The sequence below is a fragment of the Stenotrophomonas acidaminiphila genome, from assembly GCF_014109845.1.
GTDB classification, from domain to species: Bacteria; Pseudomonadota; Gammaproteobacteria; order Xanthomonadales; family Xanthomonadaceae; genus Stenotrophomonas; species Stenotrophomonas acidaminiphila.
Map to the genome: position 1 here is coordinate 1,867,447 of NZ_CP043567.1, position 20,357 is coordinate 1,887,803.

At 71.0% G+C, this 20,357-nt stretch carries 13 protein-coding genes and 2 pseudogenes; 9 read left to right on the plus strand and 6 right to left on the minus strand.

All coding sequences use genetic code 11. The features are described 5' to 3' along the window. Nucleotides 1–99 precede the first annotated feature (99 nt). Nucleotides 100–2,490 carry a TonB-dependent receptor plug domain-containing protein gene (locus F0P95_RS08560; protein WP_182336572.1) on the minus strand — a complete coding sequence of 797 codons (2,391 nt, stop codon included), beginning with the start codon at nt 2,488–2,490 and terminating at the stop codon, nt 100–102. A gap of 310 nt (nt 2,491–2,800) precedes the next feature. Between F0P95_RS08560 and F0P95_RS08565 the strand changes: the two genes are divergently transcribed. Then, entirely contained in the window at nt 2,801–4,678 is a 1,878-nt protein-coding gene (locus F0P95_RS08565) for an ABC-F family ATP-binding cassette domain-containing protein (RefSeq protein WP_182336574.1), read from the plus strand. Between the two features lie 28 nt (nt 4,679–4,706). Here F0P95_RS08565 and F0P95_RS08570 read toward each other — a convergent pair whose 3' ends face one another. Next, on the minus strand, nt 4,707–5,576 hold the full coding sequence (locus F0P95_RS08570; RefSeq protein WP_182336576.1) for a LysR substrate-binding domain-containing protein: 870 nt from the start codon (nt 5,574–5,576) through the stop codon (nt 4,707–4,709). Between the two features lie 171 nt (nt 5,577–5,747). Here F0P95_RS08570 and F0P95_RS08575 point away from each other — a divergent pair, with 171 nt between their 5' ends. The 4 genes from F0P95_RS08575 to F0P95_RS08590 all read left to right on the plus strand — a co-directional run bounded on the left by F0P95_RS08575 (nt 5,748) and on the right by F0P95_RS08590 (nt 11,345). After that, a complete protein-coding gene (locus F0P95_RS08575; protein ID WP_182336579.1) occupies nt 5,748–6,551 on the plus strand; it encodes a serine hydrolase in 804 nt (267 codons plus the stop codon). 70 nt (nt 6,552–6,621) lie between these two features. After that, nucleotides 6,622–7,857 (plus strand): cation:proton antiporter, encoded by a 1,236-nt coding sequence (locus F0P95_RS08580; protein WP_182336581.1) that lies wholly within the window; start codon nt 6,622–6,624, stop codon nt 7,855–7,857. Nucleotides 7,858–7,954: 97 nt separating this feature from the next. Continuing rightward, the gene (locus tag F0P95_RS08585) at nt 7,955–10,654 is read left to right on the plus strand and encodes a serine/threonine-protein kinase (RefSeq protein ID WP_182336583.1); all 2,700 of its coding nucleotides are present in this window, start codon (nt 7,955–7,957) and stop codon (nt 10,652–10,654) included. A gap of 49 nt (nt 10,655–10,703) precedes the next feature. Then, entirely contained in the window at nt 10,704–11,345 is a 642-nt protein-coding gene (locus tag F0P95_RS08590) for a hypothetical protein (RefSeq protein WP_182336585.1), read from the plus strand. 34 nt (nt 11,346–11,379) lie between these two features. Here the strand turns inward: F0P95_RS08590 and F0P95_RS17810 are convergent. Together F0P95_RS17810 and F0P95_RS17815 are read right to left on the minus strand one after the other, a co-directional pair. Next, a pseudogene (locus F0P95_RS17810) lies at nt 11,380–12,006 on the minus strand (DUF3011 domain-containing protein); the annotation flags it as partial. A gap of 63 nt (nt 12,007–12,069) precedes the next feature. Next, a pseudogene (locus tag F0P95_RS17815) lies at nt 12,070–12,348 on the minus strand (DUF3011 domain-containing protein); the annotation flags it as partial. A gap of 158 nt (nt 12,349–12,506) precedes the next feature. On the opposite strand from F0P95_RS17815, the gene aspS reads away from it, so the two are divergent. Together aspS and F0P95_RS08605 are read left to right on the plus strand one after the other, a co-directional pair. After that, complete coding sequence (aspS, locus tag F0P95_RS08600; protein WP_182336589.1) at nt 12,507–14,264, plus strand: aspartate--tRNA ligase; 1,758 nt, start codon at nt 12,507–12,509, stop codon at nt 14,262–14,264. Nucleotides 14,265–14,271: 7 nt separating this feature from the next. Next, nucleotides 14,272–14,796 (plus strand): GNAT family N-acetyltransferase, encoded by a 525-nt coding sequence (locus F0P95_RS08605; RefSeq protein ID WP_182336591.1) that lies wholly within the window; start codon nt 14,272–14,274, stop codon nt 14,794–14,796. A gap of 43 nt (nt 14,797–14,839) precedes the next feature. Here F0P95_RS08605 and F0P95_RS08610 read toward each other — a convergent pair whose 3' ends face one another. Together F0P95_RS08610 and F0P95_RS08615 are read right to left on the minus strand one after the other, a co-directional pair. Continuing rightward, a complete protein-coding gene (locus tag F0P95_RS08610) occupies nt 14,840–15,844 on the minus strand; it encodes a FecR family protein (RefSeq protein WP_182336593.1) in 1,005 nt (334 codons plus the stop codon). After that, nucleotides 15,841–16,365, minus strand: a complete 525-nt coding sequence (locus F0P95_RS08615; protein WP_182336595.1) for an RNA polymerase sigma factor — start codon at nt 16,363–16,365, stop codon at nt 15,841–15,843. The genes F0P95_RS08610 and F0P95_RS08615 overlap by 4 nt, the downstream gene beginning before the upstream one ends. A gap of 157 nt (nt 16,366–16,522) precedes the next feature. On the opposite strand from F0P95_RS08615, the gene F0P95_RS08620 reads away from it, so the two are divergent. Both F0P95_RS08620 and F0P95_RS08625 read left to right on the plus strand, forming a co-directional pair. Next, nucleotides 16,523–19,600 carry a TonB-dependent receptor gene (locus F0P95_RS08620; RefSeq protein ID WP_182336597.1) on the plus strand — a complete coding sequence of 1,026 codons (3,078 nt, stop codon included), beginning with the start codon at nt 16,523–16,525 and terminating at the stop codon, nt 19,598–19,600. Nucleotides 19,601–19,702: 102 nt separating this feature from the next. Further along, on the plus strand, nt 19,703–20,353 hold the full coding sequence (locus F0P95_RS08625) for an alpha/beta hydrolase family protein (protein ID WP_056931831.1): 651 nt from the start codon (nt 19,703–19,705) through the stop codon (nt 20,351–20,353). Nucleotides 20,354–20,357: the final 4 nt, after the last annotated feature.

The following is a 20,357-nucleotide window of genomic DNA, read 5'->3' on the forward strand; positions in this document are numbered from 1 at the left end:
CAAGGAAACACCGCACCGGATGCGGACGTGGCGCACGCAAAAAGCAATGCCCCGGTTTCCCGGGGCATTGCGCGGCACATCCGGCGCGTCAGGCGCCGCTTACCACTTGTAGCCGATGCGGCCGTAGACATAGGCGCCGTTGAAACCGGCCGGCGCATAGTTGCTGTAGGGCATCTGGCCCCAGGCGTTGACGCTGGTGAACGCGGGGTTGACCTTGTCCGGGTGCGAATCGAGCACGTTGTCCGCACCCACGGTCAGCGTCCACTGCGCGCTCGGCTTGAAGCTGGCCGACACGTCCAGCACCCACTGCGGGTCGTAGCTCTGGTCGAACGCCGGGTTGGTCTGGCGCACGGTGAACCGGCCGTAGCGGGTGGCGTTCAGGCCCAGCACCCAGCGCTCCAGGGTCCAGGTGCCGCCGACGATGGCCTTGTCGCGCGGGAAGGCGTCTTCCAGGCGGCCGATCTCGTCGCGCGCCACCAGCGGCGTGGTCAGGCCCAGGCTGGTCAGCACGCCCGGCGACGGCGCCAGCCGCTTCACATCGGTCTTGTTGTAGCTGTAGCTGGCGGTCAGGTCCAGGGCGCTGGCGGCCAGCGGGATGTTGTAGCTGCCGACCACGTCCACGCCGCGGGTGCGGGTGTTGGCGGCGTTGTTGAAGTAGCGGAAGGCGGTGACGTTGTTGATCCCCAGCGAGGTCAGCAGCGCGTTGGTCGCCGGATTGGTGTTGATGGTGGACGACAGCAGGATGCGGTCGTCGATGTCGATCTGGAACGCATCGACGGTCAGGTACAGGCGCTCGACCGGCTGCAGCACCAGGCCCAGGCTGTAGGAGGTGGAGGTTTCCGCCTGCAGCGGCCTGGAACCCAGCGCCTGCGCCACGATGCTGGTCGCGGGGAAGGTGCCCGACTCGACGAACACGCCGTTGGAGTAGTTGCTGGTGATGACCTGGTAGCTCTGCTGGGCCAGCGACGGCGCGCGGAAGCCGTTGGAGACGGTGGCGCGCAGCGCCACCGTGTCGGTGAACGCATAGCGGGCCGAGAGCTTGCCCGAGGTCTTGCTGCCGAAGTCCGAGTAGTCCTCGTAGCGCACGGTGGCGCCGGTCGACAGCTTGTCGGTCAGGTCGGCCTCGAGGCCGGCATAGAGGGCGTAGTTGTGGCGGTCGGCGTGCACCGCGTTGATCGGGGTGAAGCCGCCGAAGCCCTGCGCGCCGCTGCCGAAATAGGAGTTCGGCTCGCCCGGCGACTGGTTCCACTTCTCCTGGCGGTACTCGGCGCCGAAGGACAGCGTCACCGGGTAGGCCAGGCCCCAGTCCAGCGCCTGCGAGAAATCGGCATTGACGATGTTGTGGGTGTACTCCAGCGCGCCGTCGCGGAAGCGGGTGGGGCTGTTGGCGCCCAGCGCGTAGTTCATGGTGTTGCGGGTGGCGAAGTCGATGCGGCTGTAGCCGTAGTTGTAGCTCACGTCCCAGTTGAAGCCGCCTTCGGTGCTGCCCTTCAGGCCGGCGACCAGCGAACGGTCCTTCAGGTACTGGTTGATCTCCGGCACGAAACCGTCGGGGTAGAGCAGCTTGGTCGCGGCGTTGTGGTTGCGCGAACGGTAGAACGCGAACGAGGTGATGTCGCGGTTGCTGGCGATGGCGGTGGCGTAGCCATGCAGGGTGTCGCTGAAATCGAAGCCGGCATTGGCCGACACGGCGCGGGTATCGACTTCCGGGTCGCCGACCACGAACGCCTTCACGCCCACGCCCGGGTAGTTGCCGGTGTTCGGCGTCGGGTTGCCCGGCAGGCCGTAGGCGTTGAACGGGCCGGCGCGGTTGGTGCGGTCCTGGTGCGAGAGCTGGCCGGCGAAATGCACCGTGCCGCGGCCATCGGCGAAGCTGACGCCGGTATCGCCGGAGAGCTGGTACTGCCTGCCGTCACCGGCCGAATACTGGCCCAGGTCCAGCGCCAGGCTGCCGCCCTTGCCGGCGCCCTTGAGCACGATGTTGACCACGCCGGCGATGGCGTCCGAGCCGTACTGGGCCGAGGCGCCGTCGCGCAGCACTTCCACGCGTTCGATCGCCGCCACCGGGATGGTGTTCAGGTCCACGGCCGAGGAGCCGCGGCCCATGCTGCCGTTGACGTTGAGCTGGCCGGACAGGTGCCGGCGCTTGCCGTTGATCAGGATCAGCACCTGGTCCGGCGACAGCCCGCGCAACTGCGCCGGGCGCACGCCGCTGGTGCCGTCGGTCAGCGCCGGGCGCGGGAAGTTGAGCGAGGGCAGGGCGCGCGACAGCGCGGTGGCCAGCTCGGTCGAGCCGGTGGCCTGCAGGACCTCGGGGGTGATGATGTCGATGGGCGACTGCGATTCGGCCACGGTGCGGTCGGCCACGCGGGTGCCGGTGACGATCACGGTGTCGAGCGTCTGGGCGCCGGACTGGGCGAAGGCAGGGGCAACCGGGAGGCCGAGGGCGATGGCGACGGCAACGGCGAGCGTACTGGACTTGCGGTTCATCTGTTTGCAGCTCCGGTATGAATGAGCGGCACCGGCGGCGACGGGATGTCCGTCACGAGGGGGCGTACGGTGCGTCATCATGGATTAATGGAATTTTTACGCGGTGTCAAATGCCGTTTGGCCCGCCTATGTCGTTGCTGCTGAAAGCATTTCGACCGAAAAGACGTGGCACCCGGCGGGGTTCGGGGGAGGGCATCCCGGCACGAAACCGATGCGAGGGAAGCGTCAGTCAAGTATTCGTTAACGCTAGAATCGCGTCGCAGGAATGTTGCTCAGGTGTACATTCCTTTTCGTTATAACGGACCCCCTCATGATTTCCCTTCGTAATTTCGCCCTGCGCCGGGGCGAGCGCCTGCTGTTGTCCAACGTCGACCTCACCCTGCATGCCGGCTACCGCGTGGGCGTGGTCGGGCGCAACGGCGCCGGCAAGTCCAGCCTGTTCGCCGCCGTGCGCGGCGAACTGGAAGCCGACAAGGGGGATGTGTCGCTGCCGGGCAGGATCCGCATCGCCGACGTGGCCCAGGAAACCCCGGCGCTGCCCGACCGCGCCATCGATTTCGTGCTGGGCGGCGACGATGTGGTGGCCGCGGTGCTGGCCGAGGAAGCCGCCGCGACCGCGCGCGAGGACTGGGAAGCCGTCGCCGACGCGCACCAGAAGATGGCCGAACTGGGCGCCTATGACGCCGAGGCGCGGGCCGGCAAGCTGCTGCATGGCCTGGGCTTCCCGGCCGAGACCCACGGCCGCCCGGTGGCCGCGTTCTCCGGTGGCTGGCGTGCGCGCCTGAACCTGGCGCGCGCGCTGATGATGCCCAGCGACCTGCTGCTGCTCGACGAACCGACCAACCACCTCGACCTGGACGCGGTGTACTGGCTTGAACAGTGGCTGCTCAAATACCCGGGCACGCTGCTGCTGATCTCGCACGACCGCGAGTTCCTGGACAACGTCGCCACCCACACCCTGCACCTGCACGGCGGCACCGCGCGGCTGTACACCGGCGGCTATACCGACTTCGAGCGCCAGCGTGCCGAACACCTGCGCCAGCAGCAGATCGCGCACGAGAAGGAGCAGGCCGAACGCGCCCACCTGCAGAGCTTCATCGACCGCTTCAAGGCGCAGGCCAGCAAGGCCACCCAGGCGCAGAGCCGCATGAAGCGCCTGGCCAAGATGACCGGCACCGAGGCGGTGCGCGCCGAGCGCGAGTTCCGCATCGAGTTCTCCGAGCCGGCCAAGCTGCCGTTCTCGCTGATCCGCCTGAACCACGTCGAGGCCGGCTATGGCCAGGACGCGGTGATCCTGAAGGACGTCGGCTTCGGCCTGGAGGCCGGCCAGCGCGTGGGCCTGCTCGGCCCGAACGGCGCCGGCAAGACCACCCTGGTCAAGACCCTGGTGGGCGACCTGCCGCCGCTGGCCGGCGAGCGCAGCGCGCACCCGGACATGAAGATCGGGTATTTCGCCCAGCACACGGTGGAGTCGCTGCGCGAGGGCGCCACGCCGATGGACCACTTCCGCGAGATCGACCCGGACGGCGTCAACCAGAATTTCCGCGACTTCCTCGGCAAGTGGAACTTCCCCGGCGACCGCGCGTTCGAGCCGGTGGACGGCTTCTCCGGCGGCGAGCGCGCGCGCCTGGCGCTGGCGCTGATCGCCTGGCAGCAGCCCAACGTGCTGCTGCTCGACGAACCGACCAACCACCTCGATCTTGAAATGCGCGAGGCGCTGGCCGAGGCCCTGAGCGTGTTCGAGGGCGCCATCGTCATGGTGTCGCACGACCGCCACCTGATCGGCCTGGTCTGCGACACCTTCTGGCGCGTGGCCGACGGCGTGGTCGAGCCGTTCGCCGGCGACCTCGACGAGTACGCCGCGTGGCTGCGCACCCGCGCCAGCGCGCAGGGCGCGCGCAGCAAGGCCGACCGCGCCGACAAGGGCGCAAAGCCGGCCGAACCGGCGCCTGCGCCGGTGGCCGCGCAGTCGGCGCCGGCGAAGAAGCCGGTCAACCCGCACAAGCTGGAAGCAGCCGAGAAGAAGGTCGAGCAGCTGGGCGTGGCGCTGGCCGATATCGACCGCCATCTGGCCGATCCGGCCAACTACGCCGATGCGGCAAAGATGACCCGGCTCGGCGGCGAGCGCGACGTGCTCGCGCAGCAGCTGGAGCAGGCCGAAGCGGCGTGGATGGAGCTGCTCGACTAGGGCGTGCCGCGTGGGCGCGGGCCGGCGGCTACGCCTGGCCCTGCGCCTGCAGCCACAGGCGGAAACGCCTGAGCGGCTCGCGTTCGGCGCGCGAGCGCAGCCGGGTGAGCCAGTAGCGTCCCAGCACCAGGGTCTGCGCGAAGGGCTGCAGCAGGCGGCCGTCGGCCAGGTCCTGCTCGAACATGCGCAGCGGCAGCAGCGCCACCCCGGCGCCCGCGGCGGCGGCGCTGGCCAGTGCCAGCGAGGAGTCGAACACCGGGCCGCGTGGCTCCACCCCGGCCACCCCGGCCGCCTGCAGCCAGCGCGGCCATTCGTCGTTGCGGTAGGAGCGCAGCAGCGGCACCGCGGCCAGGTCGCGGGGCTGCCGCAGGCGTCGCGCCAGCAATGGCGCGCATACCGGCGCGAACGGCGCGTCGACGATCGGCGTGCAGTCCTGGCCCTGCCAGTCGCCTTCGCCGAAGCGGATCGCCAGGTCCAGGCCCTCACCGGCCAGGTCGATGCGGTTGTTGTGGGTCTGCAGGCGCAGCTCGATATCCGGATGCGCAGCCTCGAAATCGCCCAGCCGCGGCAGCAGCCAGCCGGTGGCGAAGGTCCCGACCACGCCCACCGTCAGCACCTCGCGGAAGCGGCCGCCGGCGAAGCGGTCCAGGGCGATGGCGATACGGTCGAAGGCCTCGGTGAGCACCGGGTGCAGCGCCGCGCCTTCGTCGGTGAGCGCCACCCCGCGCGGCAGGCGATGGAACAGCGTGACCTGCAGGCGCTCTTCCAGGCTGCGGATCTGGTGGCTCAGCGCGGCCTGGCTGACGCACAGCTCCAGCGCCGCGCGGGTGAAATTGAGGTGGCGTGCGGCGGCCTCGAAGGCGCGCAGGGCGTTGAGCGGAAGCTGGGGGCGGATCATGCCAGAGCCATAACGACCGGTGATGGGTGGTCGCATTATTCCCGGTCTGGGTACGGAAATCGGGGCTTTGACCCTTGTTTATATAATGGCTTCCGCTGGTTTTTCGCGCTGGTCGAGCGCGGTCGCCGCTTCCGATAATCGCGCTCATCCACACCCACGGAGCGCGCCAGCATGATCGACCGCCGCCAGTTTCTCGCCCTCGGCGGTGCCGCGTGTGCCGGCATTGCCGCCGTGCCCCTGCTGGCCCGCGCCGTGCCCGCGCCTGCGGCCGGTTTTGCCGCACTGGAGGCCGAAAGCGGGGGGCGCCTGGGCGTGTGCCTGTGGCATCCGGCCAGCGGCGCGCGTTTCGGCCAGCGCATGGACGAACGTTTCCCGATGTGCAGCACCTTCAAGTTCCTGCTGGCGGCCGCGGTCCTGGAGCGGGCCGGGCGCGGCGCGCTGTCGCTGGACCAGCGGGTACCGGTGCGGGCGGCAGACCTGCTCGCCCATTCGCCGGTGAGCGCGCGCCATGTCGGCAAGGACCTGGGCGTGCGCGACCTGTGCCGGGCGACCCTGACCACCAGCGACAACGCCGCGGCCAACCTGCTGCTGCCGCTGGTCGGCGGGCCGGCCGGGCTTACCGCCTTCCTGCGCGCGCAGGGCGATGCGGTCACCCTGGCGGCGCGCTACGAGCCGGACGCCAACCGCTTCGCGGCGGACGATCCGCGCGACACCACCAGCCCGGCGGCGATGGCCGGCAACCTGCAGCGCTTCGTGCTTGGCGATGCGCTGGCGCTGGCCGCGCGCCGGCAACTGGCCGACAAGACCGGCAGCAACGGCCGCGACACCAGCAACGACATTGCCGTGCTGTGGCCGCGGCGCGGCGGTACGCCGTGGGTGCTGGCTGCTTTCCTGCAGGGGTCCACGCTGGACGACGCGGGCCGCGATGGCATCCTGCGCCGGGTCGGCGAACGGGCGGCCGCGCACCTGGGCTGAGCCGCGGCGGTGCGTCGGCGGCAGCGGCACGTGTACCCTGTGCGCCAGTTGGGGAAAGGAAACCGGGCGCATGAGCCGCGAGCTGGTCTACCTGTTGTTGATCTTCGCGCTGCTGGTGATTCCGCGCGCACTGCAGCGCTTCTGCGTACCGGCGCCGCTGACCTGCCTGGTGTTCGGCATCGGCGTGATGCTGTGGCTGGGCGATGGCGCGCACGACCCGGTGGTGGGGCTGCTGGCCACGCTGGGCATTTCCTCGTTGTTCCTGTTCGCCGGCCTCGAGGTGGACCTGAAGGACCTGCGGCGCGGCATGTGGCCATTGCTGGTGCACCTGCTGATCCGCAGCCTGACCCTGGCCGGCGTGGCCTGGCTGGGGTGGCGCTATGGCGGCCTGCAGTGGCAGGCGGCGGGCCTGCTGGCGCTGGCGCTGCTGACCCCGTCGACCGGCTTCATCATGGATTCGCTCGCGCGCCTGGGCCTGGACGAGGCGGAACGGTTCTGGGTGAGCAGCAAGGCCATCGCCGGCGAACTGCTGGCGCTGGCGGCGCTGTTCGTGGTGCTGCAGGCCGGCGATCCCGCGCACATGGCGCTGTCCAGCCTGGTGCTGCTGGCGATGATGGTGGGCCTGCCGCTGCTGTTCGTCGGCCTTGGCCGCTGGGTGGCGCCGCATGCGCCGGGCTCGGAGTTCTCGCTGCTGGTGATGGTCGGCCTGCTCGCGGCCTACATCACCTATTCGCTGGGCGTGTACTACCTGGTGGGCGCCTTCATCGCCGGGCTGGTCGCGCGCCTGCTGCAGCAGCGCATGCCGCTGCTGGCCTCGCACGAGAACCTGCACGCGCTGCGCCTGTTCGCCTCGTTCTTCGTTCCGTTCTATTTCTTCAACGCCGGCACCAAGGTGCCCGGCGACGCGCTCAGCTTCGAGGCGCTGGGGCTGGGCGTGGTGATCACCCTGGTGGTGCTGCCGCTGCGCATCGCGGTGGTCTGGCTGCAGCGGCGGGTGCTGTTCGGCGAGAGTTTCATGTCCAGCCTGCGGGTGTCGCTGGCGCTGTCGCCGACCCTGATCTTCACCCTGGTGCTGGCCGGCATCATGCGCGAACGCTTCGACGCCCCGGCGGTGCTGTACGGCGCGCTGCTGCTGTATGCGGCGTTGAACACGCTGCTGCCGTCGCTGGTGCTGCGCGCGCCGCTGAGCGTGGATCCGCTGGGCAAGGACGCCGCGCACGACGTGGCGGTGGCCGGGCCGGCGCCGGTGCCGCCACGCAGCGCCGAGCCGGCGGTGATCGACGCCGCCCGGCCGCCTTCCGGCTAGGCCGCGCGCTGCGGCTATGATCCGCTCCGGGGAGCCGCCGCACCATGGGCGGCATGTCGACCGGGGCGGGTGAGTGGATAGCGACAACTGGCAGCGCGTGCGTGAACTTTTCGATGCGGTCTGCGACCTGCATCCCTCGCAGTGGCGGACCGAACTGGCGCGCATGAGCGCCGACCCGTTGGTGGTCGCCGAAACCCTGGAACTGCTGCAGGCGCAGACCGTGGACCTGTCCCGCGCACAGTCGCCGCTGCGCGGCCTGCGTGCGGCCGGCGCGCAGGTCGAACAGGGCGAAGGCGAGCGGCTGGGGCCGTGGCGGCTGTGCGAGCGCCTGGCCAGCGGCGGCATGGGCGTGGTGTTCCGCGCCGAGCGCGCCGACGGCCTGTACGCGCAGGAGGTGGCGATCAAGGTCCTGCATGCCGCGCCCGATCCGCGCATCGCCGAGCGCCTCGCCGCGGAGCGGCGCATCCTCGCCGGGCTGCAGCACCCCAACATCGCGCGCCTGTACGACGGCGGCACCACGCCCGGTGGCCAGCCCTATCTGGTGATGGAGTACGTCCGCGGCCAGGCGCTGGACGTCCATTGCCGGCAACATCGCCTCGACCTGCGCCAGCGGCTGGCGCTGTTCCTGAAGGTGTGCGCGGCGGTGCAGGCCGCGCATGCGCGGCTGGTGCTGCACTGCGACCTCAAGCCGGCCAACATCCTGGTGCGTGCCGATGGCGAGCCGGTACTGCTGGACTTCGGCATCGCGCGGCTGATCGAGAACGACGGCAGCCCGGGCCGCCAGCCGTTCTTCACCCCCGGCTATGCGGCGCCCGAGCTGCGCGCGGGCGAACCCGAGGGCATGGCCAGCGACGTCTACAGCCTGGGCATCGTGCTGGCCGGGCTGCTGGCCGCGCAGGATGCCGCGCGCGGCCCGGCGGCGGGGCAGGCGCCATTGCCGCCGAGCCGCCTGGCCGATGCGCGCTGCGCCTGGCGCGGCGCGTTGCGCGGCGACCTGGACGCGATCGCCATGCGCGCCGTGGCCGCCGCGGCGCCGGCGCGCTACGCCTCGGTCGAGGCGCTCGCGGCCGATGTCCGCCGCTACCTCGAGCACCGGCCGGTGCTGGCCCGCGGCGGCGGCGGGTTCTACCGCGGCGGGCGCTGGCTGCGGCGCAGCTGGAAGGGCGCCGCGGCGCTGGCCGGTGTCCTGCTGCTGGTGGCCGCTTTCGTCTGCTGGCTGGCCGAGGCCCGCGCCGAGGCCGAGCGCCAGGCGCAGGTCGCCGAACAGGTGAGCGCGTTCCTGGTGTCGATGTTCGAAGCCGCCGACCCGCGCGAAAAGGGCGCGCGTGCCGGCGACGACATCAGCGCACGCGAGGTGCTCGACCGCGCCGCGGCGCGGGTGGACGCCGAACTGGAGGCATCGCCCGAGGTGCAGGCCCGGCTCAAGGGCGTGATCGGGCTGGCCTACCGCAACATGGGCGACCTGAAGCGCGCCAACCCGATGATGCGCGCCTCTGCCGAGGCGCTGGCCGCGCGCGGTGGCGCGCGCAACATCGACGAGGCCGCACGCCAGTTCAACCTGCTGGCCGGCAGCCATGCCAACAACCGCGACGGCCGCGAGGGCGAGGCGCTGGCGCGGCGCGCCCTGGCCCTGCTCGGGCAGCAGCCGGCGGACAGCTTCCGGGTCGCCCAGTCCTACAACTCGCTGGGGCTGTCGCTGCTGTCCGAGCAGCGCTACGACGAAGCGGAGGCGGCCTTCAGGCAGGCATTGCAGCGGCATGAACTGGCGCGCCGCGAGCAGTTCATCGGCGTGACCCTGGACAACCTCGGCATGATGTACCGGCGCAAGGGCGAACTGGCCGCGGCGGCGGCGATGTTCGAGCGTTCGACGCCGATCTTCCTGCGCATGTTCGGGCCGACGTCGTTCGACTACTGGTCCAGCCACAGCGAGCGCAGCCTGGTGCTGCTCGACCAGGGGCGGCTGGACGAGGCCATCGCCGCGTTCGAGGCCAATCTGGTGCGCGCGCCGCGCATCTTCGGCGAGCGCAGCGTGTACTACGTCAGCGAAAACAACCGCCTGGCCGGTGCGCTGATCCGCAAGGGCGACTACCTGCGGGCCGACGGGCATGTGCGTACCGCGCTGCGGCTGTCGGCCGAGGTGATGGGCAAGGACAGTTTCAACTACTCGGCGATGCTGGAAACGGCCGCGCAGCTGGCCGAGGCCCGTGACGACCCGGCAGCCGCCGAGGCGGCGTGGCGCGAGGCGCTGGCGGTACGCCGCGCGGCGATCGGCGACGGGCACCCGGACACGCTCGACCTGGAATTGCAGCTGGGGTTGTTGCTGGCCCGCCACGGCCACGCCGAAGGCGATGCGCTGGTGCGGCATGCGCATGCGGCGTGGTTGCCGCGGATCCCCGCCGGCAGCGCCAATGGCCTGCGCGTGCGCCAGGGCTGGGCGGAATGGCTGCTGTTGAAGGACCGCCGCGACGACGCCCGCGCGGCGCTGGCGGCGGTAGCCGCCGGGGCCGCGGCGGCCAGTCCGGAGACCGCACTGCGCCAGCAGGTGCTGCAGGCCATGGTGCTGCAGCGCGAAGGCGATGCGGCGGCCGTCGCTGCATGGCGCGAGGTGGTGGCCGCGAGCGCGCGCCTGTCCGGTGCCGATTCGGCGCGGACGGCGCGCTGGCGGCTGGCCCTGGCCAGGGCGCTGGCCGCGGCCGGCGGGCGTGGCGAGCAGGAATCGGCGCGGGCGGCGCCGGTGCTGCGCGCGCAACTGGCCGCCAGCAGCCCGCTGCTGCGCGAGCTGCCGCCGCCGCGGTGACGGGCCGGCGCGGCTTGCCGCCACCGGATGCAGCGGTTAGGGTCGGGGCATGAAGCGCTCTTTCCTCGCAGGTCTCCTGCCGCTGTTGCTCGCTCCTTCGGTGTCCATCGCGGCACCGGCGCCCTCCGCCGCCGATACCGGCGCTGCCGGGTTCCTGGCGGCCCTGGCCCAGCATTGCGGGCAGGCCTTCGCCGGCCGCGTGGTCGCCAACCAGCCGGTGAGCGCCACGCCCGATCCCTTCGAAGGCCAGGCGCTGGTGATGCACGTGCGCGGGTGCGATGCGCCGGCGCAGGAGCTGCGCGTGCCGTTCCATGTCGGCGAGGACCGTTCGCGGACCTGGGTGCTGACCCGCGTCGGCGATCGCCTGCGGCTCAAGCACGATCACCGCCATGCCGATGGCAGCCCGGACAAGGTCACCCTCTATGGCGGCGATACCCGTGAGGCGGGTACCGCGCTGCGGCAGGCGTTCCCGGTGGACGCCGAGTCCGTGGCGATGTTCGAGCGCGAGGGCCTGGCCGGGTCGGTGCGCAACACCTGGGCGATGGAAGTCGAGCCGGGGCGGCGCTTCCTGTACGAGCTGTCGCGACCGGACGGGCGCCTGTTCCAGGTCGAGTTCGACCTCACCCGCCCGGTGGACGCACCGCCGCCGCCGTGGGGCGCCGACGCCGCCACCACGGAAAAGGGCGCCTGACCGGCGCCCTTCGGTTCCAGCCCGACAGCGGCCCTCAGCGTGCGCCGAAGCGCGCGCGGCAGCCGCCGTTCACCCATACGCTGTTGCCGTTGTAGCCCCAGTTGCGGCCTTCCACGCACTGGGTCCGGGACAACTGCTGGATCAGTACCGGGCGGCCCTGGCGGCGTTCCCAGGCGCAGGAGCGCATGCGGTTGTCGTCGCTGCTGCATTCGATGCTGTAGTTGGAGCCGCCCCAGTTGCCATTGCCACCGCCGCCCCAGCCGCCTCCGCGGCCTTCGGCGAACTCGGCGCGGCAGCCGTCGCTGACCCAGACCGCGCCGTTGCTGCTGCCCCAGCTGCGGCCTTCGATGCATTGCGACTTGGACAGCTGCCGCACCAGCGTGGCGCGGCGCCAGTCGGTGCGGCACACGCGCTGGCGGTTGTCGTTGCTCTCGCAGCGGATGGTCTGGCCGTTGCCGGCATTGCCACCGCCCCAGCCGCCGCCGCCGCGGCCTTCGGCGAACTCGGCGCGGCAGCCATTGTCGACCCACACGCTGCCGTTGCCGCTGCCCCAGTTGCGGCCTTCCACGCACTGGGTGTTGGACAGCTGGCGCACCAGCACCGCGCCGCGCCAGCCGGTGTTGCACACGCGCTGGCGGTTGTCGTTGCTCTCGCAGCGGATGGTGTCGCCGTTGCCGCCCCAGTTGCCGTTGCCGCCGCCGTTGCTCCAGCCGCCGCGGCCCGGGCCGAAGTCGGCGCGGCAGCCGTTGCCGACCCACACCGTGCCGTCGCGGCTGCCCCAGTTCTGTCCCTCGATGCAGCGGGTGCTGGACAGCTGGCGGACGATGATGGCGTCGCGCCAGCCGGTATTGCAGACCTGCTGGCGGTTGTTGACGCTCTCGCAGCGCACCGCCGCCACGGTGCCGGGGCCGTTGCCATAGGGCGACTGCGCGGCGGCGCTGGTGGCGAGCAGGGCGCCGGGCAGGAGGGCGGTGAGTCCGGCGAGCAGAAGCGGGCGGTTCATGGCAGCGTCCCTGTTCAGGTTTGGATGGGCGAACTATAGGAAGAGTCTGGCTTAAGCGGGCGTGACTGCGCCGCGGATTTGCTCCGCTCGCCGGCCGGCCGCAAAATAGCCGGCTCGCCGGCACCCTCCCGTGCCGGTATTCCCCTGCGGAGCTTTCCATGCGTACCCACTTCTGCGGCCTGGTCGACGAGACCCTGATCGGCCAAACCGTGACCCTTGCCGGCTGGACCGACGTTGCCCGCAACCAGGGCGGCGTCTGCTTCATCGATCTGCGCGATCATGAAGGCATCGTGCAAGTAACGGTGGAGATCGACAACGCCGAGGTGTTCGCGGTGGCCGCGTCGCTGGGCTACGAGGACGTGCTCCAGGTCGAAGGCGTGGTGCGTGCCCGCCACGCGGTCAACGACAAGATGCGCACCGGCAGGGTGGAAGTGATCGCCAGCCGCATCACCGTGCTCAACAAGGCCGCGCCGCTGCCGTTCCACGCCCACGAGAACCCGGGCGAGGACACCCGCCTGAAGTACCGTTACCTGGACCTGCGCCGTCCGGAGATGCAGCGCATGCAGCGCACCCGCATCAAGCTGGTGCAGGCGCTGCGCCGCCACCTGGACGCGCGCGGCTTCCAGGACATCGAGACCCCGATCCTGACCAAGGCCACCCCGGAAGGCGCGCGCGACTTCCTGGTGCCGGCGCGCATGCACCCGGGCGAGTTCTACGCGCTGCCGCAGAGCCCGCAGCTGTTCAAGCAGATCCTGATGGTGGCCGGCTTCGACCGCTACTACCAGATCGCGCGCTGCTTCCGCGACGAGGCCCTGCGGGCCGACCGCCAGCTCGAGTTCACCCAGCTGGACATGGAGTTCGCCTTCGTGCGCGAGCGCGACGTGCAGGACTTCGTCGAGGACATGATCCGTTCGATCTTCAAGGAAGTGGTCGACGTCGAACTCGACGCGCAGTTCCCGCGCATGACCTGGGCCGAAGCCATGCGCCGCTACGGCTCGGACAAGCCGGACCTGCGCATCGGCCTGGAGCTGGTGGACGTCGCCGCGCTGGTCAAGGACAGCGGGTTCGCCGTGTTCACCGGCCCGGCCAATGACGCCGATGGCCGCGTGGCCGCGCTGCGCATCCCCGGTGGCGCGTCGCTGAGCCGCAAGCAGATCGACGAGTACGCCGCCCATGCCGCCAAGTACGGCGCCAAGGGGTTGGCCTACATCAAGATCGCCGACAACGGCGAGGTCAGCTCGCCGATCCAGAAGTTCTTCAGCGAAGCGGCATTCGCCGCGCTGGTCGCCCACGTCGGCGCCGGCAACGGCGACATCGTGTTCTTCGGCGCCGGCGGCTACAACAAGGTCTCCGACTTCATGGGCGCGCTGCGGCTGAAGGCCGGCAGGGACTTCGGCCTGGTCACTGAAGGCTGGCGTCCGCTGTGGGTCACCGACTTCCCGATGTTCGAGTGGGACGACGAGGAGCAGCGCTACGTGGCCCTGCATCACCCCTTCACCGCGCCGGCGGTGGACGACGTGGCCGACCTGCGCGCCAATGCCCGGACCGCGGTGTCGCGCGGTTACGACATGGTGCTCAACGGCAACGAGATCGGCGGCGGTTCGATCCGCATCCACCGCCCGGAGATGCAGAGCGCGGTGTTCGAACTGCTCGGCATCGGTGCCGAGGAGGCGCGCGCCAAGTTCGGCTTCCTGCTGGACGCGCTCAACTACGGCGCGCCGCCGCACGGCGGCATCGCCTTCGGCATCGACCGCATCGCCGCGCTGATGGCCGGCACCGAGTCGATCCGCGACGTGATCCCGTTCCCGAAGACCACCGGTGCGCAGTGCCTGATGACCGACGCGCCGTCGCCGATCGCCGACGCGCAGCTGGCCGAAGTGCACGTGCAGGTGCGTCCGCAGCCGGCCAAGGGCTGAGCGGCCGATGGCCGGCGTCATCCGTCGCGCATCGCCCGACGACGCCGGCGTGCTGTGCGCGCTGGCCGAGCGTACCTTCGTGGAGACGTTCGGCCACCTGTACCCGCCGCAGGACCTGGCCGATTACCTGGCCACCGCCTATCCGCCGGAGCTGCAGCGCAGCCAGTTGCAGTCGGGCGACTACGCCGCCTGGCTGCTGGAGGTCGGCGGCGAGCCGGTCGGCTTCGCCTTCGCCGGTCCCTGCGGGCTTCCGCATGCCGACGCCCGCCCGGGCGATGGTGAGTTGAAGCGCCTGTACGTGCTGCGCGGCCACCAGGGCGGTGGCTGGGGCGGCGCGCTGTTCGCGCAGGCCGAGCAATGGCTGCTGGAAGGCGGCCCGCGCACGCTGTGGATCGGCGTCTGGTCGGAGAACGTCGGCGCCCAGCGCTTCTATGCCCGCCACGGTTTCGACACGGTCGGCGAATACGCGTTTCCGGTCGGGCGCACGCGCGACCGCGAGTTCATCCTGCGCCGCCCCGCGCGCGGCGCCTGACGGGCGCCGCCGCACGCCGTGCCATGGGCGCGGGCGTGTCCGCTCAGCGCGCCTTGCCGAGCACGTGCGAGCCGTTGGCGGTGTGGTGCTCGGGAATCCCGTAGACCTCGCCCAGCGCCTGGATGAAGCCGTCCACGTCCTCGCCGCGGAACACGCCGCTGACGCGGTAGGACGCCAGCCCCGGATCGGCCAGCAGCACCGGCTTGAAGCTGTAGCGGCCGAACTCGGCCACCGCTTCCGGCAGTGGCGTGTCGTTGAACACCAGCCGCCCGGACAGCCAGCCCGGTGCCGAGCCGGCCGCCACCGCCGCATCCGTCACCTGCATGCGCTGCGCGGCCATGCGCGCGCGCTGTCCGGGGACCAGCACGCCCAGGCGTGCGGCGGGCCGCGCGGCGTCGTTGCCTCCACGCAGTTCCACGCTGCCCTCGTACAAGGTCACGTCGGCGGCCTGGCCGAGCTGCGAGACCTCGAACTGGGTGCCCAGCGCACGCACGCTGCCGGCGGCGGTCTGGACCACGAACGGGCGTTCGCTGTCGCGTGCCACGCGGAAGAACGCGCGGCCACCGTCCAGCCGCACCGAACGACCGCGCGGGTCGTAGCGCACCTGCACCCGCGTGTCCGCGTCCAGGTCCACGCGGGTACCGTCCTCGAGCTGCAGCGAACGGCGCTCGCCGATGGCGGTGCGGTAGGTGCTCTCGACCGCCCGTGGCGGCAGCAGCAGCGCCATGCCGCCGGCGCAGGCCAGCACCACCGCGGCCGCCGCGGCGCCCATCCAGCGTCGCCGTCGCGGCGCACGCCGCGCCGCCACGCGCGGGCGCGGCACCCGCGCCGCAAGTTCGGGCGCGCTGGCGAACTCGCCCAGCGACGACCACAGCGCCTCGATGCGGCCATAGGCGGTGCGGTGCACCGGATCGGCATGCAGCCATTGCTGCCAGGCCTGGCGGTCGCGCTCGCTGGCGTCGTCGGCGCGCAGGCGGACGAACCAGGCGGTCGCCTGCTGCTCCACGGGGTTGCCGCCGTCGTGGGCGGGAGTGTCCGGTCTGCTCATGTTTCCGCCAGTCGCGACTGCAGGTGCAGCAGTGCGCGCATCATGTGTTTTTCCACCGCGCTCACGCTCACCTGGAGCTGCAGCGCGATGGCGGCATAGGTCATGCCTTCGTAGCGCTGCAGCAGGAATACCTCCCGGCAGCGTGGTGGGAGTTCGTCCAATGCCGCCAGCAACTGCTGCAGCCGCTCCCTGCCCGCGTAGACGTGATAGCCGGCCGGTTCCTCACTGGGCAGTTCATGCACGCTGGCATCGAGCGGCTCGTGCTGTCCGGCGTGGTGGCTGCGGTCGCGGCGGAAACGGTCGCGCAGCAGGTTGGAGGCGATGCGCAGCACGTAGGCCTCGGCGTTGTCCACGCGTGTCGGCGAGCGCGCCAGGCGGATGAGCGCCTCCTGCGCCAGGTCCTCGGCGTCGGCGTCGTGCTGCAGATGGCGGCGGAAGTAGCGCAGCAGCATGGGACGGAAGTGGCGGACGTGGTCCGGCTCCCATCGCATGGCCAGGACCTGGTCTGCGGTGAACGGCATCGCGAAGGAATCCAAGGCGGATGACCCGCCGACGGTAAGCGCTGGCGTGGCACCCGCGCAACCGTGCGGCGGCGGGGTGAGGGATGCGCATCGCGCTGCGTCTGCGAAGAGGGGAGCCTGCCAAAGGCCGCCATCCGACATCGCTTAGGGGAACCAGATGAGAAACACCACACGGGCGTCGAACCGTCCCGGCCGCACCGTCGTCGCCAGCGCGCTGGCCACGGCGCTGGGCCTCTCGCTGCTGGGCATGGCGCCGGCGTCCTTCGCCCAACCGGCGGCCACCCACCAGTTCGCCGTCGCCAGCCAGCCGCTGGGCGAAGCGCTCAACCGCCTGGCCGAGACCGCGGGCGTGCAGATCATGGTGCCGCCGGACCTGGTCCGCGGCCACACCGCGCCGGCGCTTGCCGGGCAGTACACCGTGCAGCAGGCGCTGGACCGGCTGCTGGCCGGCACCGGGCTGGTCCATCGCAGCACCCGCGGTGGCGTGATCACCATCGCGCGCGCGGCTGCGCCCGCACCGTCGTCGCGGCCGTCGCCGCCGGCCGCGGCGGCCCAGCCCGCCGAAACCCAGGAGCTGTCGACCGTGCAGGTCACCGGTTCGCGCATCAAGCGCGCCGAGGTGGAGGGGCCGTCGCCGGTGATGGTGATCTCGGCCCAGCAGATCGAGAACGAAGGCCATGCCACCGTGTTCGAGGCGCTGGAGTCGCTGGTCATGGCCGGTGGTGCGGTGGAGACGGAATTGTCAGGGGGCTTTTCCGCCAATGCGCATCCGCTCAATCTGCGCGGCCTCGGACCGGGACGCTCGCTGCTGCTGATCGACGGCCGCCGCGCGGCGGATTATCCGTTTCCCTACGGTGGCCGCAGCAACTTCCAGAACTTCGGCAACATCCCCTCCGGCGCGGTCGAGCGCATCGAGGTGCTGGCCGGCGGCGCGTCGGCCATCTACGGCGCCGATGCCGTGTCCGGCGTGGTCAATGTGGTGCTCAAGCGCAACTACGAGGGCGACGTCTTCAAGCTGCGTGGCGGCACCAGCACGATGGGCGGGCGCGACCGCGCCGACCTGCAGTGGACCGGTGGCCGCCGCGGCGAAGACTGGAGCGTGACCTACGCATTGCAGTACTACGAACAGGAACTGCTCTATGGTTTCCAGCGCAGCGACTGGGACCGGCGACGGAATCCGGCGGCGGACCCGCGCATCGGCGCCGAGCCCACCGCCATGCTGCGCATCCGCCGCGGCGGCACCAGCAGCAATCCGCTGATCGCGCTGCCGGAAGGCACCTGCCAGAAGTGGGGCGGTGAGTTCATCGACTGGACCTACCGTCGCATCAGCGGCGGCAACGTGCAGACCCTGGGCGATGCCTGTGGCAGCTGGAACGACGAGCGCTACGTGCACCTGAGCAAGGGCAAGGAGGAGGCCGCCGCCTATGTGTTCGGCACCTACGACTTCAACGACGCGCTGCAGGCCTGGGCATCGCTGCAGGTGTGGGATTCAAAGGCCGAATCGCTGGGCGGCTTCGAGAGCATCACCGGCCCGCATACCGATGGCGTGGGACGCCGCGGCGACTTCTACGACCCGCAGTTCGGCGCGGTGATCGCCCCGACCCGCTATCTGTCGCCGGTGGACCTGGGCGGCGTGGCGGAGATGAACCAGCACTACAAGGAGCGCTCGGTGGACCTGGCCGTGGGCCTGCGCGGGCGCCTGGCCGAGCGCTTCGACTGGGATGCGACCCTGAGCCGCGCCGAATACGACTTCGAGCGCACCCGCCGGCGCATGGTCGGCAACCTGGTCAACGATTTCTTCTTCGGCCCCCAGCTGGGCAGCACGTCCAAGGGCGTGCCGATCCACCAGCTGAACCTCGATCGCTGGCTGCGGCCGCTGACGCCGCAGGAGTACGCCTCGATCTCCACCCTGGCCCGTTACGAGGCCGAGTCGTGGGTGACCACCGGCAGCTTCGTGCTCACCGGTGACCTGTTCGAGCTGCCGGCCGGGCCGCTGGGAATGGCGGTGGTGATGGAAGCCAGCCGCCAGGGCTACGCGCTGGACAGCGACCCGCGGGTGCAGCCGGGCGTGGTGCAGCTGTACAACCTGACCGGTACCAACGGCGGCGGCGAGCGCGACCGTTACGCAGCCGGCATCGAGTTCAGCATTCCCATCGTGGATACGCTGAGGGCGAGCCTGGCCGGCCGCTTCGACAAGTACGACGACGTGACCGACGTCAATGACGCCAAGACCTGGAATGCCGGCCTGGAATGGCGCCCGTTCGAATCGCTGCTGGCGCGCGCCAGCTACGCCACCAGCTTCAAGGCGCCGGACATGCACTGGGTGTTCAGCGAGGGCAGCGGCAGCTACGGCACCAGCGTCGACCCGTGGCGCTGCATCGACGGCGGCGCCAACCCGGGGTGTTCGGGCTACAGCTATTCGATGTTCTCGGTCACCCGTGGCGATCCGGCACTGGAAGAGGAGACCGGCAAATCGTGGAGCGCCGGCGTGGTGTGGGACATCGCCGACGGGCTGGCGGTCAATGCCGACTACTGGAACATCGAGCTCAACGGCGCGCTCGAGCGCATGGCCAATGCCGAGATCCTGGAGGGCGAGGCCGGCTGCCGCACCGGCGTGAAGCTCAACGGCCAGCCGTTCGAGTTCGCCGCCGGTTCGGGCTACTGCCAGCTGGTCACCAGCCTGGTCACGCGTACCCCCGAGGAGGGCCAGGGCATCGGCCGCGTCACCGAGATCCGTTCGCTGCCGATCAACCAGTCGTACCGTCGCGTGGCCGGCATCGACGCCGGGCTCAACTGGCGGCTGCAGACGGCGCGGCTGGGGCGCTACAACCTGCGCCTGAACTGGTCGCACACGCTGGCCTCCGAACGCCAGGTGCAGGCCACCGACGCGGTGCAGAAGGACTGGCGCGACGACCCGGACAACCTGGATTTCCGCAGCCGCATCACCACCGGCGTGGACTGGCGGCTGGGCGACTGGTCGGCCGGCGTGTTCGGCACCCGCTACGGCAGCCTGCCCAAGTACGGCGGCGTCGGCCGCACCGGCGTGCACTTCCTGTGGAATGCCAACCTCGGCCGGCAGATCACCGACAAGGCGGCGTTGAAGCTGTACGTCAACAACGTGTTCAACAGCCTGCACCCGCACGACGAGACCAACAGCAGCTTCCCGTACTTCTACGACGTCTACAGCCCGGTGGGCCGGGAAGTGGCCGTGCAGTTCGAGTACCGCCTGCACTGAGGCGGCGAGGTGTGCGGAACACCCCGCGCCGGGGTGTTCCGCGCGCGGGGGCGTGGATGCCGGGTGATGACGTCCGCCATCCCGATGCGGGACACTGGCGCCATGAACACCGTGTCTGCAGACAAGCCCCGCGTGATCGTGCTGCACGGCATCTGGAACGCGCGGGCATGGGTCGGGCCGCTGGCATGGCGCCTGCGCGCGCGGGGTTTCCAGGTCGGCGTGTTCGGTTATCCCAGCGTGTTCGGCGGGCCCGACGTGGCGGTGCCGTCGCTGATCGGGCGGTTGCGCGGGCAGGGCCCGGTCTCGCTGGTCGGGCACAGCCTGGGAGGGCTGGTCGCGCTGGAGGCGCTGCGCCAGGCACCGGACCTGGACGTGCCGCGGGTGGTCTGCCTGGGCTCGCCGCTGTGCGGCAGCGAAACCGCGCGGGCGCTGGCCGGGCACGGCTGGGCGGCGGCGCTGGGACGCAGCGGCGGCCTGTTGCAGCACGGCCTGCCGGCCTGGCGCGGGCGGGCGCAGGTCGGGCTGGTGGCCGGCAGCGTGCCGCATGGCCTGGGGGCGCTGATGGGCGCGCTGCATGGCGATTCCGACGGTACCGTGGCGCTGGCCGAAACCCGCCTGCCGGGCCTGGCCGACCACTGCGTGGTGCCGGCGAGCCACAGCGGGCTGGTGCTGTCGCCCGAGGTGGCGGCCCTGGTCGCGGCGTTCCTGCGCGACGGACGCTTCGGCGCGGCTGCCGCGCAGCGGGCGGCCTGACGGG

Coding starts and splice junctions, on each gene's coding strand:
- F0P95_RS08560 (WP_182336572.1), bottom strand. CDS start 2,490: ATGAACCGCAAGTCCAGTACGCTCGCCGTTGCCGTCGCCATCGCCCTC.
- F0P95_RS08565 (WP_182336574.1), top strand. CDS start 2,801: ATGATTTCCCTTCGTAATTTCGCCCTGCGCCGGGGCGAGCGCCTGCTG.
- F0P95_RS08570 (WP_182336576.1), bottom strand. CDS start 5,576: ATGATCCGCCCCCAGCTTCCGCTCAACGCCCTGCGCGCCTTCGAGGCC.
- F0P95_RS08575 (WP_182336579.1), top strand. CDS start 5,748: ATGATCGACCGCCGCCAGTTTCTCGCCCTCGGCGGTGCCGCGTGTGCC.
- F0P95_RS08580 (WP_182336581.1), top strand. CDS start 6,622: ATGAGCCGCGAGCTGGTCTACCTGTTGTTGATCTTCGCGCTGCTGGTG.
- F0P95_RS08590 (WP_182336585.1), top strand. CDS start 10,704: ATGAAGCGCTCTTTCCTCGCAGGTCTCCTGCCGCTGTTGCTCGCTCCT.
- aspS (WP_182336589.1), top strand. CDS start 12,507: ATGCGTACCCACTTCTGCGGCCTGGTCGACGAGACCCTGATCGGCCAA.
- F0P95_RS08605 (WP_182336591.1), top strand. CDS start 14,272: ATGGCCGGCGTCATCCGTCGCGCATCGCCCGACGACGCCGGCGTGCTG.
- F0P95_RS08610 (WP_182336593.1), bottom strand. CDS start 15,844: ATGAGCAGACCGGACACTCCCGCCCACGACGGCGGCAACCCCGTGGAG.
- F0P95_RS08615 (WP_182336595.1), bottom strand. CDS start 16,365: ATGCCGTTCACCGCAGACCAGGTCCTGGCCATGCGATGGGAGCCGGAC.
- F0P95_RS08620 (WP_182336597.1), top strand. CDS start 16,523: ATGAGAAACACCACACGGGCGTCGAACCGTCCCGGCCGCACCGTCGTC.
- F0P95_RS08625 (WP_056931831.1), top strand. CDS start 19,703: ATGAACACCGTGTCTGCAGACAAGCCCCGCGTGATCGTGCTGCACGGC.